This is a genomic window from Pseudoalteromonas sp. P1-26 (assembly GCF_001401795.1).
Lineage (GTDB): Bacteria > Pseudomonadota > Gammaproteobacteria > Enterobacterales > Alteromonadaceae > Pseudoalteromonas.
Map to the genome: position 1 here is coordinate 35,038 of NZ_LKDX01000008.1, position 18,263 is coordinate 53,300.

General features: G+C 39.8%; 19 protein-coding genes. 7 read left to right on the top strand and 12 right to left on the bottom strand.

The window, feature by feature from the left end:
* Nucleotides 1–72: 72 nt before the first annotated feature.
* The 6 genes from AN394_RS06315 to yejK all read right to left on the bottom strand — a co-directional run bounded on the left by AN394_RS06315 (nt 73) and on the right by yejK (nt 3,350).
* Complete coding sequence (locus AN394_RS06315; RefSeq protein WP_055021029.1) at nt 73–318, bottom strand: hypothetical protein; 246 nt, start codon at nt 316–318, stop codon at nt 73–75.
* Between the two features lie 48 nt (nt 319–366).
* Nucleotides 367–600 (bottom strand): hypothetical protein, encoded by a 234-nt coding sequence (locus tag AN394_RS06320; protein WP_054561355.1) that lies wholly within the window; start codon nt 598–600, stop codon nt 367–369.
* Between the two features lie 35 nt (nt 601–635).
* Nucleotides 636–1,085, bottom strand: a complete 450-nt coding sequence (locus AN394_RS06325) for a DUF3291 domain-containing protein (protein WP_054561354.1) — start codon at nt 1,083–1,085, stop codon at nt 636–638.
* 265 nt (nt 1,086–1,350) lie between these two features.
* Nucleotides 1,351–1,695: a hypothetical protein gene (locus tag AN394_RS06330; protein ID WP_054561353.1), complete on the bottom strand. Its 345-nt coding sequence runs from the start codon at nt 1,693–1,695 to the stop codon at nt 1,351–1,353.
* Between the two features lie 129 nt (nt 1,696–1,824).
* Nucleotides 1,825–2,214, bottom strand: coding sequence for a hypothetical protein (locus tag AN394_RS06335; RefSeq protein ID WP_054561352.1), 390 nt, complete (start codon nt 2,212–2,214; stop codon nt 1,825–1,827).
* A 119-nt stretch (nt 2,215–2,333) separates the two neighbouring features.
* On the bottom strand, nt 2,334–3,350 hold the full coding sequence (yejK, locus tag AN394_RS06340; protein WP_054554703.1) for a nucleoid-associated protein YejK: 1,017 nt from the start codon (nt 3,348–3,350) through the stop codon (nt 2,334–2,336).
* A gap of 63 nt (nt 3,351–3,413) precedes the next feature.
* Here yejK and AN394_RS06345 point away from each other — a divergent pair, with 63 nt between their 5' ends.
* The 6 genes from AN394_RS06345 (at nt 3,414) to AN394_RS06370 (ending at nt 9,081) form a co-directional block, all read left to right on the top strand.
* Entirely contained in the window at nt 3,414–3,626 is a 213-nt protein-coding gene (locus AN394_RS06345) for a DUF1414 domain-containing protein (protein WP_054554702.1), read from the top strand.
* Nucleotides 3,627–3,631: 5 nt separating this feature from the next.
* Nucleotides 3,632–5,125 (top strand): DUF3413 domain-containing protein, encoded by a 1,494-nt coding sequence (locus tag AN394_RS06350; RefSeq protein WP_054561351.1) that lies wholly within the window; start codon nt 3,632–3,634, stop codon nt 5,123–5,125.
* A gap of 75 nt (nt 5,126–5,200) precedes the next feature.
* Nucleotides 5,201–5,680, top strand: coding sequence for a DUF4124 domain-containing protein (locus AN394_RS06355; RefSeq protein ID WP_055021030.1), 480 nt, complete (start codon nt 5,201–5,203; stop codon nt 5,678–5,680).
* Nucleotides 5,681–5,771: 91 nt separating this feature from the next.
* A complete protein-coding gene (aceK, locus tag AN394_RS06360; protein WP_055021031.1) occupies nt 5,772–7,496 on the top strand; it encodes a bifunctional isocitrate dehydrogenase kinase/phosphatase in 1,725 nt (574 codons plus the stop codon).
* 16 nt (nt 7,497–7,512) lie between these two features.
* On the top strand, nt 7,513–8,451 hold the full coding sequence (locus AN394_RS06365; protein WP_054554698.1) for a LysR family transcriptional regulator: 939 nt from the start codon (nt 7,513–7,515) through the stop codon (nt 8,449–8,451).
* A 186-nt stretch (nt 8,452–8,637) separates the two neighbouring features.
* Complete coding sequence (locus AN394_RS06370) at nt 8,638–9,081, top strand: PA2169 family four-helix-bundle protein (RefSeq protein ID WP_054554697.1); 444 nt, start codon at nt 8,638–8,640, stop codon at nt 9,079–9,081.
* A gap of 69 nt (nt 9,082–9,150) precedes the next feature.
* Here the strand turns inward: AN394_RS06370 and AN394_RS06375 are convergent, their stop codons facing one another.
* Both AN394_RS06375 and AN394_RS06380 read right to left on the bottom strand, forming a co-directional pair.
* The gene (locus AN394_RS06375; RefSeq protein ID WP_054561348.1) at nt 9,151–10,572 is read right to left on the bottom strand and encodes a DUF1254 domain-containing protein; all 1,422 of its coding nucleotides are present in this window, start codon (nt 10,570–10,572) and stop codon (nt 9,151–9,153) included.
* A gap of 262 nt (nt 10,573–10,834) precedes the next feature.
* Nucleotides 10,835–11,812, bottom strand: coding sequence for a catalase family peroxidase (locus AN394_RS06380; protein ID WP_054561347.1), 978 nt, complete (start codon nt 11,810–11,812; stop codon nt 10,835–10,837).
* 288 nt (nt 11,813–12,100) lie between these two features.
* Here AN394_RS06380 and AN394_RS06385 point away from each other — a divergent pair, with 288 nt between their 5' ends.
* Nucleotides 12,101–12,499 carry a biopolymer transporter ExbD gene (locus AN394_RS06385; protein ID WP_055021032.1) on the top strand — a complete coding sequence of 133 codons (399 nt, stop codon included), beginning with the start codon at nt 12,101–12,103 and terminating at the stop codon, nt 12,497–12,499.
* A 58-nt stretch (nt 12,500–12,557) separates the two neighbouring features.
* On the opposite strand, the gene AN394_RS06390 is transcribed toward AN394_RS06385, so the two are convergent.
* The 4 genes from AN394_RS06390 to AN394_RS06405 form a co-directional block, all read right to left on the bottom strand.
* On the bottom strand, nt 12,558–15,521 hold the full coding sequence (locus tag AN394_RS06390; RefSeq protein ID WP_082422952.1) for a TonB-dependent receptor: 2,964 nt from the start codon (nt 15,519–15,521) through the stop codon (nt 12,558–12,560).
* Nucleotides 15,522–15,589: 68 nt separating this feature from the next.
* Nucleotides 15,590–16,660, bottom strand: a complete 1,071-nt coding sequence (locus tag AN394_RS06395; RefSeq protein ID WP_054561344.1) for a FecR family protein — start codon at nt 16,658–16,660, stop codon at nt 15,590–15,592.
* Nucleotides 16,657–17,217, bottom strand: coding sequence for an RNA polymerase sigma factor (locus tag AN394_RS06400; protein WP_055021034.1), 561 nt, complete (start codon nt 17,215–17,217; stop codon nt 16,657–16,659). Before AN394_RS06400 ends, AN394_RS06395 begins: the two co-directional genes overlap by 4 nt.
* Before the next feature lie 85 nt (nt 17,218–17,302).
* Nucleotides 17,303–18,178 carry a LysR family transcriptional regulator gene (locus AN394_RS06405; protein ID WP_054561342.1) on the bottom strand — a complete coding sequence of 292 codons (876 nt, stop codon included), beginning with the start codon at nt 18,176–18,178 and terminating at the stop codon, nt 17,303–17,305.
* Nucleotides 18,179–18,263: the final 85 nt, after the last annotated feature.

The window sequence follows — 18,263 nt, forward strand, 5'->3', positions numbered from 1 at the left end:
AGAACGTTTCAAAATCAGTTAAGGGGTTATAATTGTCATTTTAATTTTCAGCTGGTTGGGTTTATGGATGAATTACCACTTGCCAGCAGCCTCCCGAGGGCATGCATTTTTTATCTCTGTGACAAGTTTTCTTTGCTGAGCCGTCGGTTCACCTTCAACATTCGCTACCTCATCGACGAGATAACAAATTGAAGCTGCTTGCTCTTTTGTTACTTTATCTAAGCATCGCTCAATTACTTTGTGAGGTTTATTGTAAACGTCACTAGTATGCCCTAATAAATGCACACTTGAGCTTAATAAATCTGTAGCTTCTTTCATACTTAAATGAAATTCACTGTTAAAAAGAGCTAGAATTTTTTCTTTTTGTTATTTACTCATTTCTCCATCTATTTTGGCCACTGCAACCATATATAACGCAGCCACATCCATCGGTGAATCTAACTTAAATGCGGGATTTAAATCATGGTGTTTTCTGAACTTACGACGTCGGTGCCAGCTAAAAGGATTCAACCAACCAATATCTATTCCCCCTTCTTGAAGTTTATTCAGTAACACCAAAATGGTCACTACAATACCTAAAACACCTAATACAACATGCATAGTTTTTCCTTATTTTTATCGCAGTTAATTGTTATTTATTTTTTAAATTCTTCAGCTGTAAAATTGCTTTTAAATGTGAAAGCATGTGGTGTGTCGCCGTTTTCTCGCAGATACTGCAACCTCTCTAATGCCTCTTGAGGGGTTGGAATATGGTTATCTTCAATCCACCATAAAACATAACTATCTTCTGCTAAGCGGTGAAACCATTCACCTTTTCTGCGCATGAAATCTCTGTGGTGAGTACGAAACATAAAATTTTTGAGATCTTCAACGCTTTCCCACACAGACATATTGATTATCATATTCGGATCATCAAACATTTTAATATTTGTGGCATCACCAGATTCGTCTTTTAATCGCCATACAAAACCAGCACTGCTTTCAGCAACGCCATTTATTAAATCAAGATTATCAACAAAATCTTTTATTTCTGGCGCATCTAATGGATATTTAGCAAGAGCGATATTCAATTGAGCAAGTTTCATTTATGACTCTCCTTAGCCATCGGGGAAGTTTGTACCTTGAGTGTATTAAAACTAAGCGATACTGAAAGAAAAGAAAAGCACTTTTACGCCTTCCACTATTCGAATTTTTATATTAATCATGCTAAAAACCATCTGTAGATGTTTTACTAAATCAATGATGGCAAATGGAACTACTTTATCTAATCTCCGCCACCGCAATCACCGCCGCCGTCAGAACATGAACTGTCCGATGAACAAAAGCAAAGTAAATATTAGAAGTAAATTTTTACTTAAGCTTAGGTAAAGCGAGTTGAAATTCTAAAGCTGTAAATTCATTTCTAGTGTAAGGCCCAAAAACGAACTCATTATGTTCTGCATATTTATGATCGTTCACTTTATCAATATAAAAGTAAGAACAAATATTTTCAGGGCAAGCCAAAACCGAAATGTATTTATCGTTAGACGCAATCAATTTAGGTTCATCTATACGTCCAATGAATGCACCTTCACCAAGCGAGTAGCCTAACTTTTTTGAGTTATCACTAAAATAGACTTGATATGGAGGTTCTTCCCAAAGCGGTGAACAACCAAGAACAAACAGTGATATGAATAATATAAGTTTCTTTGTCATTAATATACGAGCTAATTTTTGTTGTTATTTAACCATTCAAAATACTTCTCTAAGAACAAATGAGCATCACCCAACAAAAGTTTATCATGTGCCATTAAAAGCTTCTTAGCGTGCCAACCTAGCATGGTATTAAGATGGCTTTTGATCCTTAATCTCTTGGCATATAAGTTTAAACTTTGCTTTTTTAAAGCGATTCATAAAAGAGTTTAAATAAATTAACTGACCGTATTCATCCATAGTTGATTCTCTGTGAGATACACCTAACCAATGCTGGTAAAAGTCATCAAAGTCAGAATAAGCAATTTCTTTTGAGGCCCCTTCTACTAACCAACAATGCTCTATATCTATTAAATCGAGATTAATTGTTTTGCTTAAACTCAGCCCGAGCATTGCAAGCAATAATTTGAGCTCTTCTAAATTATTCAGGCATACAGATTCTTGCAACTCAAACCGAGACTCTAAGTTATTTAACATATTAGTATCTAAACTATTTACCGCTACAAAACTATAGTGATGCAATGTTTCTTCCTTGTAGTAGATAGTGTTTTATAGTACCCAAAACTAAAAAGCCCAGCAAGTGCTGGGCTAAAAACGGTTATCTATCGTCTTATCGCTTAAAACTTGAAGCTTAAACCCGATTAACTTTCGTCCTGCTCCATAAAGCGCTGAAGCTGGTCTTTAAGATTAGGTGGAATACCTTTGATCACTAGTGTATCGGTTGCTTCGTTATACATTACGCGTTCACCTAAGTGTTTACGTTCAAAGCTCACGCTAACACCGCCGCCCATGCCAGAGAACTTCACCATACTAGTGACTGTTTTCTTATCAACAGGGAACGACTCTTCTAAGTCATAACTTTGCTCTTGGCAGAAGCTTTCAAATGGGCTGTCGTCATTTTTCGATAAGGTTGCAGAAAGCTCTTTAACGTTGGCATCTTCACCTGTTGTTACGCAATCATTACAGTAATCAAATACTTGCTTGCGTAGCTCGTCTTTTTCTGACTTATCGTATTGTTGCTCAGATAAATAATCTTCTACAGCACTAAGCATAACTTGGCTTTGCTGTTTAGGATCAATGCCCTCTTCGCAGCCTAAAAAGTCTAAAAAGAAGTCAGCCACTTTACGACCTGCACGACCTTTAATAAACGACACATAGCGATTATCTTCTGGTTGAGTATCCCACGCAGTTAAATCGACACGTGCAGCTAGTTGCATACGCGAAATATCTAAGTGACGTGATGAAGCTAAATCAAGCTCAGAAGTAATTGAATAATGCTCTTTAATATTGATCATCGCGATTAACAAAAAGTCACTTGCAACATATTGATAATGGCAAAAAACTAAATAACCCGTTTCATTAAAGGCATACTTATTTAACTCTTCTTTTAGCACATTTGTTGCTTGCTCTGTCATGTGCCAAAAGCCAAGTTCGTCGTTACGGTAACTTTGCATAGCCGAAGCAACAATGCTGTTTTTCTCGCCGCTGAATGCACAGTAGCCTTTACCTGGCTTACCATTATATGCATGGTGTAGCTGCTCTATAAAAACGGCTACTTTATCGTTAACAACCATCTCATCATTGCGTAAATGAATATCTGTATCGTCATCTTTTTTGTCTACATAATGAACGACTAATTTTTTAACATCTATTGTCATCTTTGTTTTTCACGCCTCTGGTGTTAAAATACGGGAATATAACTCTTTTTATCGAACCAACTGATGCCTATCATATCAAAATATTCTAATGACCAAGTAGAACAAATCGTTGATCAGCTGATTGATGTACTAACAGAGCACAAAGCGCCTGTTGATTTAAGCCTTATGTGTTTAGGAAATTCTATCACGCATATTTTAAAAGAGCATGTACCATCAGAGAAAAGACAAGCTGTTGCCGACAACTTTGCCAAAGCATTAGCACAGTCGGTTAAATAAGATTTATGAATTTATCGCAACAAAGTCAGTTTTCTTCAAAAGTAAGTCAGCTTTTAAGTTGGGGCCATTGGTTCACCTTTGCAAACATAGGTTTAGTGCTATTTATTAGCTTAAGCTACTTAGTTGCAGACAGTGCACCGACAACCTTCATGGGCTATTTATACATGCTCGTGACTTGGTTAAGCCACACCAGCTTTATTACTTTTATTGCCTTTGTTTTAACGATATTTCCATTAAGCTTAGTGTTTCCATACCCTCGGCATATCCGAGGGATGGCAGCCATTATTGCAACCCTCGGCGCGTCATTCTTAACGCTTGATGCCTATGTATATTTTAACTTGGGTTATCACTTAAATACGTCTGCTCTACCTGAAATCGTTTCTTTGTTGTGGCACCGTTTAACAAGCTCACCGGCATTAACAACAATTCTTGCAGGCGGCATTGTGCTGCTAATTCTAGCGTTCCAATTATTAGTCAGTAACTACACCTGGCACCACCTAGCGCGCTTAAAGCAATATAAGTTCCCGCGCTATGCAACCAGCACTATTTTAGTGTGCTTTGCACTTAGCCACAGTATTCATATTTGGGCAGATGCCAATTTAAAATTTGATATCACTAAACAAGATAATGTATTGCCGTTGTCTTACCCTACAACAGCAAAAAGCTTGTTAGCTAAAAACGATTTGCTCGATTTAGAAAGCTACAAAGAAGCACACGATGTGAGGCTTGACCCACATAATATCGATTACTTAGCACCTACTCCACTTGCCGAGTGTAAAGCTGAGTCGAGTGCGACTATCGATATTTTAGTATTTGAGAATAATGCTGACCTAGAGCAATTTGTTGCCACTGAGCCTGCACTACGCAAGACAGACTTGTTCTTACAACCTGTAGAAACCGAAGATACGTTATTTAGTTTAGTTTACGGCCTGCCAGCATTTTACAAAGCCCCTATTCTAGACAAACAGCAACTGCCTGTGTGGCTTGCTGATAATCGCTCAATTCAAATTAATGGTTTTGAGCAATTCGAATTTATTAATAACGACGACCAAAACCCAGCGGTTCGCCTTGTACGCGCAGACGCTACAACACAAGCACGTGAATCTGCTAATGCCGTATTTGCCTTTAGTCTTGCACAGCAGAGCAATGGTATTGTTACAGCCTCTCGTTTATACAGCTCAGATAAAAAAGTTGTACAAACCGAAGGCCTTATTCAACCAAGTGATATTATCGCCACCAGCGTGGGGCATTACCTTGGTTGTAAAACACTCGCAAAACAAAGCATGTTGGGTAGCAACTTATACAAACGCCATGACGACACCGGTGTTAACTACTCGCAAAATGTATTTATCGCATTTAAAAAAGACAGAATTACCCTGATAGATTCAGACGGTAACTTTAAAAACATTTCAGCAGCACAAGGCTTTGCCATTGAACAAGGATTAGATATTCCATTCCTAGTGCAAAGCATTAAAAAGCTGAAACGATATACGCCCTAGCGCTTATTGATAAATCTTTATTTCGAGCTAGCTTTAGATATTAGACACCTTATTTGATTAGGAGACACGGACGTCATGAAAGCCATAATCATTTATCTAATATCACTTACACTTCTTTGTTTTACCAACACCTCACTTGCTGCCACCACAGAATACTATAAATGTGTCACAGACAGAGGCACGGTATTTAGTGAGTTCCCCTGTGGTAGCCGTGCAACCAAGCACAAAATTCAAGTCACCGACCCAGACTTACAAGCTCCGCAAAACTTCGTTAAAGAGCTCAACGAGCTTGAGCGCCAGCAAATTATCAGAAACCTCGAAGCCGAAATTCGAAGCTATAAACACCGTTTAGATATCTTAAGCCGTGATCGAGACCGAGCTCAGTACCAGCAAGAACAGCGCTTAAACCGAATTTTGTCTGATAAAGAAGCTAAAAAAATTAATAAAGACATTAAAAAACAGCTAAAAGCAATTAACAAGCAATACGGGCGCGACGTAAAAAGCGTTAATAAAAAACTCGCAAAACTTGAGAAAAAACTAGCTCGCTATAATTAAATACACTTTACTATTGGGTTTGAAGAATAAATAACATATTCTTAACACCAATAGAGTTATTGCTCTATGTTGGTTTAAGTAAGGAGTTTATATGCAGCCACAACACATTGCAGAGTTAATTTTATCTGGGTTTCGCAATCACTATAAACTCTTTCAAGCAATTACTGCCAAAGCACCACTCGCGTTTGCAGATCGTGATTGGCAAAAAATAAATGAGATAAGCAAACTCAGAATTAGCCATTACGATGATCGGGTTAACGAAACCATTGCTAAGCTAAAGTCGCTTAATGAACAGCAAATTATTACCTTAGATCAAACCTGCTGGCTCGAAACCAAACAGCTCTATCAGCAATTTTTGCGCTTTCACCCTCAGGCAGAACTTGCCGAAACCTTTTACAACTCTGTTTTTTGTCGTTTATTTCATCGTCGTTATTTTAATAATGACTTTATCTTTGTAAAAGCGACGCTTGCGGATGCCCCAGCACTACCAATGGAAGTTGAATACCGCAGTTACCACCCTGTTGTTGATGGCTTAAGACCCACAATACGCAAAATTATTAATCAGTTTGATTTTAAAGCACCCTTTGTTGATTTAGAACGCGATATTCGCTTGCTGGTAAAAGCCTTTTATAAACAAGCGCCCGATACACATCACCAAGCATGGCAAATGCGCTTTGATATACTGCAAGCCCCGTTTTACCGTAATAAAGCGGCTTATATTGTTGGCCGTGTGGTATCAGAAAGTGGCGTACAGCCATTTATTATTGCGGTATTGCATCATGAAGACAAAGGGTTATACCTTGATGCCCTACTCACCAAATCATCACAAATGCGCGTTATTTTTGGTTTTGCCCGTGCTTATTTTATGGTTGAAACTCATGCGCCATCTGCGTTAGTACGCTTTTTAAATCAGCTTATGCCGAACAAAACACTGGCTGAGCTATACAATGCAATAGGCTTTCATAAACAAGGTAAGACCGAGTTTTACCGAGAGTTTTTAAGTCATTTAGATCATTCAAACGATCAGCTTGTAATTGCCCCTGGTACACCGGGTATGGTGATGATGGTATTTACTCTGCCGTCGTTTGGTTATGTGTTTAAAGTCATTAAAGATACCTTTGGAGAAAGCAAACCCTTTGGCCGCGATACCGTATTAAAACGCTATCAATTAGTAAAAAGCCATGACCGTGTTGGCCGCATGGCCGACACCATAGAGTATTCGAACGTCGTATTTCCACTAGCCCGATTTGATAGTAAATTACTTGCAGAGTTACATAAAACCATTGGTTCTTCGATGGTTATTGAAGGCGAATGGTTAATCATCAAGCATTTGTATATAGAAAGACGCATGACACCGTTAAATCTGTATCTTGAAAATGCCAGTGAACAACAAGCGTTTGAAGCAATAGAAGAATATGGCCAAGCTTTAAAAGAAATGATCGCAGTAAATATTTTTCCAGGCGACATGCTGTTGAAAAACTTTGGGGTGAGTAAACATAATCGCATTATTTTTTACGACTATGATGAAGTTCAGTACCTAACAGACATGAACTTTCGCGCCTTACCAAAAGCAAAGTCGTACGATGATTACTTAACCAATGAGCAAAGTTACTCTGTGGCACCGCAAGATGTGTTTCCAGAGCAATTATGTACCTTTGTGACAGCAAATCCGGTGTATAAGCAATATTTATTGAGTACACACCCAGAGCTTGAAGATCCAGCCTATTGGCGACAAGCACAATACAATTATAAGCAAGGTGTAGTTAGCCACATTTATCCATACCCTGCTGCACAACGATTTATCCATTATTGGTAAACACCAAGGACACACAATGAATATAAGTAAAATAGATTTAAACTTACTTGTTTACCTAGATACGTTACTAAGGGAGTGTAATGTCACTAAAGCTGCTAACCAGCTAAGCATTACCCAACCTGCCATGAGTAATGGCCTAAAAAGACTCCGTAATTTATTTAACGACCCTATTTTAGTGCGTACCAGCGAAGGTATGGTACCAACAGAGCGCGCAAAAGAATTACAACCGGTGATCCGCGGCATTTTAATGACCCTTGAAGAAACACTGGCACCAAACCGCGAATTTGAAGCATCACAAAGTAAACGTGTTTTTCGTATCATGGCCAGTGACTACGCAGCAAGTACCCTTGCCCCACGCTTATTAAGTAAATTACACGAAGAAGCGCCCGATACCACACTCGATATTTTGACCCCAAGTGATGTTACCTTCCACGATGTTGAAAACGGTAAAGTAGATATGGCTATCAACCGCTTTGAAAACTTACCGCAATCGTTTCACTATAAACAAATTTGGAAAGACAGCTTTTGTTGCCTAGTAAAAGCAGATAACCCAATTATCAAAGACTTCAGCCTCGACAGTTATTTAAAAGCGCGCCACATCTGGGTTAGTAAAACAGGCTTTGGTGTAGGTGTGGGTATGGACCCTAAAGATGTGCAAAAGCTAGGTTGGGTGGATGAGGCGCTCGCTCACTTTGGTAAACACCGTAATATTGCCACCTTTACCCGTAACTACCACGTTGCTATTCACTTAGCGAAAGAACAAAACTTGGTTGCAACGTTGCCTTCAAAAGCGGCGAATATCTATTTAGATGATCCGGGCCTTAAAATTCTTGAGCCGCCATTCCCTATTCCGCCATTTGAGCTAGATATGATTTGGAGCCCGCTATTACACCGTGATGCAAGCCATATTTGGTTACGCCAAAAGGTTGCAGAAGTAGCCGACGAGCTTAAGTAAGATTTTACCAACAAAATTGTAATTATTGCTGATAAGCAAGGTGTTAGCTTAGCTTATCAGCAGCATCTCTCCTATTAAAAACCAATAACCAACTGAAATAAAATAACTTTATATTTAAGTAATGAACTGGAATATGCTTTGCAAGTATCTAATTGCATTGTTTTTAATATTCAAAAAGAGGTCATTATGAATACTCATCAAGGACAAGACGTTCATCATATTGCAGATATCATCCAAGTTATGAATAGCGGTATCGATTTTTATGAAAAAGCACAGGAAAAAGTAACCGACCCAAGCATTATTGCCCTATTTCAACGCATGATAGATGCGCGTAAAGTAAGTGTTGAACGCTTACAACCTTATGCTATTAACGAAAATGGCGAGCGCGAAAATGGTTCTGATTTTGCTGTAGAAGCACGTAAAGCCTATACATCACTAATTACTAAACTAGGTGCCGACAAAAACGCCACCTATGTTAGCGAACTTGAAGAAGTTGAAGATAAAACACTAGCCGAAATCAAACATGCGCTTAAAAAACCACAACCCCATGATTGTGAAGCCGCGTTATCTAAAACCCTGCTGACAATTCAAAGTTGTCATGCTGAAATGAGTAAAATGAAAAAGCATTAAATTGTGAGAGTGCAAAGCCCAGTTAAGCTGGGCTTTTATTTGTTTAGATTTAGATAAGCGGTTCGTATCTTATCTGAGAATTTTACTATTAGTTTGGAGCTTCATCTTTGGCAGCTTATATTCGCCATTTATCATTACATCGTCAGGGCCATAGCATCGAAGTGTTACGAAGAAGGGACCATCAGGCGCAGGTAGCCAATTAGTGTACTTATCGCCTTTAGGTTGCTCATGCTGAACATAAACCGTAAGTGATCCATCATCGTTATAGCGGATACCATCAGTTCTGGGACCTAGTGAATATCTGTCGATCGGATTAGCGACGAGATAGCGACCGGGAAGATCGAATAATGTTACAGACCAAAAGAATTTCACGTTCGGCAAATCTTTCTTCTCGAAATGAATGACGTATTTGTGTTTTCCGTCTAAGGGCTGACCACTAGAATCCAAAGACCACTGGCTATAAAAAGCCTCTTCTACAGAATTGGCGTAAATTCCTGCAAATGCCCCAGCAGCTCGATAAAGATAGTTATTTTTCAATTGTTCCCGTGAGCCATACACTTCGCCAGAATTGGTGAGTGAAGGCATCACCTCTTCGATTTCTTTCAATCCTTGCTCGACGCCATCAGTCAATGCTTGTTGGATATCTCGCGGTAGACTTTTGATATCGAATGGCGCACCAGCTTTGATGCCGATCTTTTCGAATCTTTTTAGAAGTTCCTTTTCAGATGGGTGAGGCTGAGTAAACTGCAAGAGAAAGTTTAAATAAGCGATGAATTCACCTGACAATGCACGACTCTCATTCCATGCCGGCCACGCTATCTCTGCAGCGGGTACCGGCGGCTTTTGACCTGCGAATTCACTGAGAGGCTGCAACACATATTTGTGCTGGATAGCCAACATGTTTTCCACATCACTCTCACCTTTGAGCTCTGTGCGAGTGAGAGTTCCTATAAATTCACTCTCACTGCGAAATACTTTCTTAATAGATGCAGGAACCTCGCCGTTCCATTCAGGCCCTGCGAAGAGATAGCTCCCCTCTCCAAATCCAGTTGCTCGAGCGCCAGTATAGGCAAAATTATGTGTGTAAAGATCAAACCACTGCTGTGTGTAATAGCGTTCTCCAGACACTTCGGGCAAGCTCAACACCCACGGTTCCGCCCTCAAGTCGAGCCACGCCCAGGAATAAGGAGTGTCATTATTGGGCGCATTTATATCCTTATCTTCAGGGGTGTTTAGTCTAGTGTAATGACGATATCTTCCGAATCCGCCAATAAAACCCGGATCAAGTGGATCTTGGGTTTGCGCCACCATGGTCTTATACCCGTATAGCATGGGATAGGCGAAGATAAATGCCTCTTTAGCAATCTTATGAGCTTCTTCAGGTGAAGTAATTATCTGTTGCGACTTTACGCCCTGAGCATACAATCCTAGCAGAGTGATTGAGAACATAAACAGTAAGTTTTTGATATTTATATGTTTTAGAAGTTTCATTCCATTTCCCTTTCTATTTAATCGCTTCAATGCATCCTCCGTATCAGGGCAGAGAGCATACTCTAAGAATAGGTATTTTTTGACCACTTATCAACACTGTAATTGTCCCGTTTACGTGATACATGAAAGGGCAAACTATAACTATTAGAAATCAAACTCATCCTTTAGCTTATACAACAGTCAGGTTTTATTAACTCCTTTTAATCAAGCATGACAAATACCCTTAATAATTATTCAATTTAGTGAGTTAACCCCAAGAAACTTATTGCCCCGTTAAACGCTTCGAAAATGAAATTGCATAAGCTGTTGAGCGTAATTTAAGTACTTTGTCATCACTTGGCATAAAGCCTTTAGATAGTAGATTTGGGTCATAATTAGTAAGGTCGCAACCTGACTCACCTGTTGATTCTATGGTGAGCTTTCCTAAATTAATTGTTTTGCGATCCGCAGGCCAACGAACTGAAGGGTCAGTTAATGCATCACCGGGCTTGGCTAATTGTGCTTGAAAACGATAATGCACCTTCCCTTTTGCTAAATCTTCTTCAAGTCGCTTAGCCAGAAATGATTTAGGGAAGGTTTTCATTTGCTCTTCAGTTAGCACCTGCTCTGGCTCTTCTGGCACCATGATCCATCTAAAGGCATGTTTAGCGCCCTTTTCATCAACCATGTAAAAGGTATGCACACCAAAATAACGTGAAGACACATAAGATGCTGGCGGGTTATGGCTTTGCAGCCAATTAAATTGCCCTAAGGTACTCGGGTTTTGATCTCTGTATGCTTTTACTTTTGCAAAATCGATTTGCCCAGTTTTTTCGTCAGGTACTAAAGTACTTAGCAAGCCAAAAAACGCTTCTGGGCTGTTACCTGCAAATACAGGTGTAGTTAGCCCTGCAATATTGTGTACATCACCATTTTCTAGCACAAACTGCACCCCCATTCCGCGTGGAGAACGTGATGTTTCGTCAGCATGAGGGTTCCCCCCGCCCATAGAAAAACGAATATTTGCTTTTGATGGCGCATTGAATAAAGGGCTAATTGAATACTGTTTTGCTGCTTGATTAGGTGTAAATGTGCCGACAGCGCACACCCCTTTGGCGTGACCTTTTCTGATACCGGGCTGCTTTCCTGAAAGCTTTTCAAATAAATTTATAAAATCTTGCCCGTTTACTGGTTGCTCAGCAAAACTTGCTGTTGGTAAAACAAGGCACATAGCACAAACTAAAGGCTTAATTTTTAGCATTTATCCATCCTTTAAACTTAGTTCCAACAAAAATGACCAGACTAACCTCAAAATCATTTCATCAAAGCTAATAAATATTTTTACCAACAAAAACGCTACAAACATTTAATAAACTTAGAATATTTATTTAACCACCGTTTTTTTAAAAGCTGCTAACTTTAAATTTAGGATCCGAAAAACTGCTGTGGCGCCCAGCATTTTAAAATAATCCGTGTTTTTAACACGACTATGGCTAGTCCACTTAATCGTAAATTTTGTGGGTTAGTCAAAAACAACAAGGACCTAATTATGGTGAAACAACATAAAAAAACCACTGCAAACGCTGATGTAGATATGACTCCTATGCTCGATATTGTGTTTATCTTGCTGATATTTTTTATCGTCACAACCTCGTTTGTTAAAGAGCGCGCTATTGAAGTGAATCGCCCTTTAGCAAAACCAAGTCTTGAAAACCCTAAAAAACAAGCGCAATTTACTATCACTGAAAACGACAGTATTTACTTTGCAAACCGGCTTATCACACCAGAGCAGATAATCGCTAACCTTGCGTTATTTGCCGCACAGTTTGAAATGACCAATGTGCAAGTAACAGCAAGTGAGCAAAGCAGCCACAAAACCTTAGTAACCTTGCTTGATAAAATAAAACAATATCAAGATGTGCCAATTTCTATAAGCACGTCTTTATAACTAAAAAAGGGCCTAACGGCCCTTTGCAAGTTAAATAATAAAGGAATCTAAAGGGAGTTTAGAACTTGTACTCTGCACCTACGTAGTAGTACGCACCGTTAAAGCCAAATGGTGCTGAACGACGTGAGTAAGTGAATACACCTGGGCTTGAAACAATTGTGTTGCCGCTAGCATCAACAATCGTACCCGAGCGTGAATTACCTATGGTGTTCTTATCTGGATAAACATCAAATAAGTTATTTGCACCAATGTTAAATGACAGGTTTTCGTTAAAGAAGTAGTTAACTTTAACATCAGTTAAGATTTCAGCACCGTATGTTTGACGACCACCATCTTCAACTGTGTATTCGCCGTAACGGTTTAGAGATAGGTTTACAGTCCAATCTTCTAAACGGTAAAGCGCGCTTAAGTTAATGCGGTCTTCTGGTTGCCATTCTTCAATAATTGATGTTTCTTGAGCAGAAAACACATCTTCTACCGGAATAGTCTCAAGACCACTGCCTGATGGCGTAAATAAATCAACTACATCTGTTTTAGTGAAGTTAGCAGCAAAGGTGAAATCTAAAGTACCGCCAAGGCCTTCTGTGTTCCATGTAGCAACTAAATCAACACCTTCTGTTTCTGTGTCTGCACCATTTAAGAAGAACTGACCCGCACCTGCGCCTGAGCTTTCAAGTGCAGCATCTAGCGTATCTGATAAACCTTTACCTAAACGGTTAGAAATAACGATACGGTCGTCGATATCAATCGAGTAGTAGTCAATGGTTAAATTGATATTGTCGGTTACGTTATACACAATACCTAAACTACGATTTTGTGATTTCTCTTCTTTTAGCTTAGGAATACCAATTGATTGCGCTAAGGTACTGTCGTTTCTAAACGTACCTACTTGCTCAGCCACTAAGCTGCCATCATCACCTACAACAAACTGTGTACTTACGTTATTAAAGTAAAGTTGTTGCATAGAAGGTGCTCTAAAACCTGTGCTTAATGCACCACGCAAAGACACATCTTCAGTGACAGACCAGTTACCCGCTAACTTAAAGTTAACTGTGTCACCAAAGCCTTTGTAGTTATCGTAACGTACCGCACCTGAAATAATTACATCATCGATAACATAGGTTTCTGCATCCATATAGAATGAGATCACATCGCGCGATTCATCAACAGATGATGCCGGGTCTGAACCACCAAAACCTTGCGTACCGCTTGCAGCGTCAACACTACCTACCCCGCCATTTAAGCCAGAATAGATGCTCATGCCATCAACAGTGTCGTAATCACGATATGCGTATTCGCTACCTTCAAGAATGCGGAACTCATCGGTACGAAGCTCAGCACCTAGTGCTAATGAGAAGTTGTCGTAATCTTTGGTGTAATCAAGATTTAAAGTTTGCAGTGATAATTCAAGGCCATATGCATACGCTGAACGCGGGATAGTGGCACGAATTTCATCAGCCGTTAAACCTTGATCATAACGAAGGTAGTTAGCGTAAGAGCCATTGATAGTATCACTTGTTGTGTAATCAATGCTGTTTTCACCGTAGGTGTACGATAAATCAATGCTTGAGTCATTATCGAACGATTTTTTATAACCAAAGTTATAAGACACGTCATCAATGACAGTATTAATTTTCGGTAAGAAACCCATAGGAATGGTTGCATCACCATCTTGTAATACAGGGTTACCATTAGCATTTGCGTTATGACGGAAAAACGCTGCTGATTCATTTTCACGATTTGAATAAGTGATAAAGCCATATAGCTCACCACCAGCAAGCTCATAGCCAGTATTAACTGTTAGAGCGAATTGTTGTGAATCTGCATCACCAATTCTAAACGTATCTCGAGGTGCTGTTAGCTCACGAGGGTCGCCTGCCAATAGCGTACCATCATCAAGTTCAGTACAGCCGTAAAATTGACATGAGCCATGAAAGCCTGCACGGTTAGTAGGTGCACGGTCACGGTAGTTGATTGTGGTGTTTAAATAACCTTCGTCACCTAAAGCAAATCCTTTGTTGAAATCAACAGTTACAGTTTCGCCATCGCCTTCTGAATACTCACCGTAGTTGATAGCCGCTTTACCGCCCTCTTCAGCGTCTTTTAATACGATATTAATAACACCTGCAATGGCATCTGAACCATATTGCGCAGCAGCACCATCACGTAAAACTTCAATACGTTTGATTGCAGCAGCAGGAATAGCATTCATGTCGGTACCCGCCGTACCACGACCTACTGACGTATTAATGTGAATAAGGCTCGCTTGGTGGCGGCGTTTACCATTGATAAGAACTAAGGTTTGATCTGGCCCTAAGCCACGTAAGGTTGCAGGACGAAGTGCATCAGTACCATCACTGATAGACGAGCTTGAAAAGTTAAAAGACGGTGCAATAGCCTGAAGCATACGGCCTACTTCTGTTTGACCTGTATTCTCTAGTGCTTCGGCACTTAAAATATCAACCGGAACCGGTAAATCTTCAACCGAGCGTCCTGCTACACGGCTACCGACAACGGCAATTTTTTCGATGTTTTGTTCTGCTGATTGATCTTCTGCTAACGCTTGCGTATTGGCGGCAAGCAGTAATGGCACGACTGCAGCGCTGACCCCTGATACTTTGATCATGTTATTATCTATCCTATCTACTTGTTTGAGTTTTATACTCAGCAAGCCTTGTTGATCAACAACCGCATCGAGCTCAGTGCCTTCTAGCATCGCATTCAGTGCATCAAGTTTGGTGTAAAAACCAAACACAGATTGCGCTTGATATTGCTTTGCTAATTCGAAAGAAAAAATGACTGTTTGTTCGGTTTGCTTTGCAAATTCGATTAACGCCAAATCAGCTCGTTGCGCTTTGATGTCAAATTGCAGCATTTGTTTTTCAGCCGCTATTGCTACTTGGCCTGTTGTAAGGCCATAAATAACAAAAGAGGCAGGTAACAACGGCAATTGCTTACTGCGCAATTTAAACAAACAAGTGAGGAAGATAAATCCGCTATGTAAATTTAACTTTTTTTTCATTAATTTTTTGTGACGAGAAGGTGGCGCACAATTAACATCATTATATTGGCGTATTCTCATAGACAGAACTAACCTTTTGCAGCGATAGTTAAGCTAACACGATGTTCACCTAAACGTTGATGTTCTACACCTAAGTTGGCCTGTAAAGAATCAAGCAAACCTTTAATGTCGCCTGTTTTAAACACGCCAGCCACTTTTAACGAGGCAAGTTCTGGATCATTTAATTCAAAACGTGTGGCAGTATAACGACTCACCTCTTGTAGAGCTTCGCCTAAAGACTCGCCATTAAAAATCAGCATTTCTTGTTGCCATGCCAAATCACGCTGAACGTCATCAACCGATAACTGTTTAATTGGCTCAGTTTTACTTTGTTTTATCAGTGCTTTCTCACCAGATACAACAACATTAGCGCGAAGCGCTTTAATATCTGCACTGTTATCTGAGGCATCTTTTAAACGATTAAAGTCGCTAGCATCAACCTGAGTACTCGGATCAGCAATCATCACCTTGCCTTCAGTCACCACTAGCTCTAAGTCTGAAGCAGTATTTCGCTGAACATTAAACACCGTACCAAGTGCAGTAAATGATTTATCACCAGCAATAACCGTAAACGGACGGCTGGGATCTTTGGCAACATTGAAGCGCCCTTCACCGCGGCTCAAAATCAACTGCCGGCGATCGCCTGAATAGGCAACTTCGAGTTTAGTATTGGTATTAAGCTGAACAATAGTGCTGTCTGGCAGCACAAATTCAGCTTGCTCACCCACTTTGGTTCGGTAAATTTTGCTAAATTTGGCGTAATCGTTTTCTTCACTTTGCCAATAGCTTGAATAGATAAGCATGATAGAACCAAGCAGCATTGCCACTAAAAAGCTGGCAGCGGTTGCCATACCAAACACTGCTGGTTGTTTTTGCGGTGCTTTATAAGGAAACAAACTACTTAACTCATTAAGTACACTCATTTCATCCCATAAGGTCGCAAGTTCAAACAATGCCTCTTGATGAGCCGCACTTTGGTGAGCCCACAAATGTAGTTGGCTTACTTCATCTTTAGATAGGCCACGATCAATGGCACTGATCCACTGACTCGCCTGCTCTTGAATCATGTCTTTTGATGAAAATAGATGGACATTACTCATTTGTTCACCTCTTTTGCAGTGAACTCTGTGGTAGGGGTAAATGCCTGTGGTTGTACGTCGTGTGATTTCATTGCTCGGTGAACATGTAATAAGCCTTTGGCTATATGTTTTTCAACAGTACTTTCGCTAAGACTCATTTTAGCTGCAATTTCCTTTTGGCTTAAGCCATAGACTTTTTTTAAGATAAAACATTTTTTAACCTGAGGGCTTAATTCGTTAGTCACTCGGCAAAAAAACAAAAAACGCTCTTTAGAAGTCACTTCATCTTCAAGTGCCATTGAACGCATGTGATGCTCAACCTGCTGTTGTTCATCTAACGATTCTTTGTATTTATTGTCCCATTTAGCAATATGATTTAGCGCCAAATGCTTAGCCGTTTTCAGCATGTAACTGTGAGTATATTCGATATTTTGCTTAAGATCAGCTTCATAACTTTTTATAAACGTCTCTTGCACAATATCTTCTACATCATCAGGGCTGACGATACGTGATACAAAGCGCCTAAGCTTGCTCGATATCTCGGTAAAAGCGGTGATAACCCCAGTTTGATCTGTCATCCTTAACTCACCTTTATTATATTTTTATTGCTTTAGGGTACGAGATTTCAGTTTAATTACAAGCCATTTGTTAAGTTTTTGTACCTTAGGTAAACAAAGATTTCATAAACTCATAAAAAACCTCTGTTTTGCGCGTCACTAGGCTGTTTTGTGGTTTTAAAAACCATACTGGCGCGTCAGCATCAACAAGGCTATTAGGGAGTATTTCGATTAACCGTCCTTCGGCTAAATCATCTTTAATTGCAATATATGATTTAATCGCTATGCCATGGCCTGCAATCGCCGCCTGTGTCATGTTATCTGAGTTAGATACAGTAAAACGCGTTCTCGCATTATAGTTAACTATTTGCCCACCTTCGTTAAATTTAAGCTGTCGCTGCCATGGCAAACACACCCAGTAATGGTCTTTAAGATCAGCCACCGACTTAGGTTGCCCATATTTTTTAATATAGCTCGGTGCTGCGCACAAAATACGAGAGTTACTAACAAGCTTACGAGAAAGAAGGTTTGAATCTGCCAACTGACCTACTCGAATAGCCACATCTTGGGCGTCATCAACAATATTCACAAATTGATCTGTAATCATAAAATCGAGTTTTAAGTCGGGAAATTGCTGTTCAAAGTGGCCAAGCTCTGGCATCACGAATTTTGAAAAAACCCAAGGCGGCATAGTGACTCGTAAAAGCCCTGTTACTGCTGAACCTCGTGCGCCAATTTGATGCTCTGCATCATATAAAGCCTCTAAAATGGCACCAGCTCGTTGATAAAACAACTCCCCTGCAGGCGATAAGCGTATTCGCCGACTATCACGAAACAACAATACAGTACTTAAGGCTTTTTCTAACTTACTTAAGCGATGACTTACCGTCGCAGGTGAGAGGCCCTGAGCTTTAGCGGCGGCAACTACACCTTGGTTTTCAACTATGGCAATAAAGGTTTCTAAATCACATAAACTGTACATGGCTTTGATTCAATATTTTCGAATTTAGGTTTCAGTTTTGTATTGTATATATAAAAATTTAAAACTCTATACTTGCTACAAATTG